This is a genomic window from Marinomonas sp. 5E14-1 (genome assembly GCF_039939215.1).
Lineage (GTDB): Bacteria > Pseudomonadota > Gammaproteobacteria > Pseudomonadales > Marinomonadaceae > Marinomonas.
This window is the reverse complement of the sequence record NZ_JBDXMW010000034.1, coordinates 1-526: the sequence shown is the minus strand read 5'-3', so window position 1 is coordinate 526 and position 526 is coordinate 1. Positions and strand designations below refer to the sequence as shown.

The window sequence follows — 526 nt, the reverse complement described above, 5'->3', positions numbered from 1 at the left end:
CATTGCTATTTTTAGTGTGTATTTGGTCAAAAAAATTGAAGTCTTACGAGACGTCAAACACGTCAATTCGCTTTATAAGTAAATTGTTAGTGTTTCGATACTTGAGTAAGCAAACTTTTTAACTGAAGAGTTTGATCATGGCTCAGATTGAACGCTGGCGGCAGGCTTAACACATGCAAGTCGAGCGGTAACAGGGGAGCTTGCTCCTGCTGACGAGCGGCGGACGGGTGAGTAACGCGTAGGAATCTGCCTAGTAGAGGGGGACAACATGTGGAAACGCATGCTAATACCGCATACGCCCTTAGGGGGAAAGGAGGGGATCTTAGGACCTTCCGCTATTAGATGAGCCTGCGTGAGATTAGCTAGTTGGTGGGGTAAAGGCTCACCAAGGCGACGATCTCTAACTGGTCTGAGAGGATGGCCAGTCACACTGGGACTGAGACACGGCCCAGACTCCTACGGGAGGCAGCAGTGGGGAATATTGGACAATGGGCGCAAGCCTGATCCAGCCATGCCGCGTGTGTGA

At 50.2% G+C, this 526-nt stretch carries 1 rRNA gene; it reads left to right on the top strand.

Annotated features, from left to right (window positions below):
• Nucleotides 1–119: 119 nt before the first annotated feature.
• A 16S ribosomal RNA gene (locus ABFY09_RS15095) occupies nucleotides 120–526 on the top strand; the annotation flags it as partial.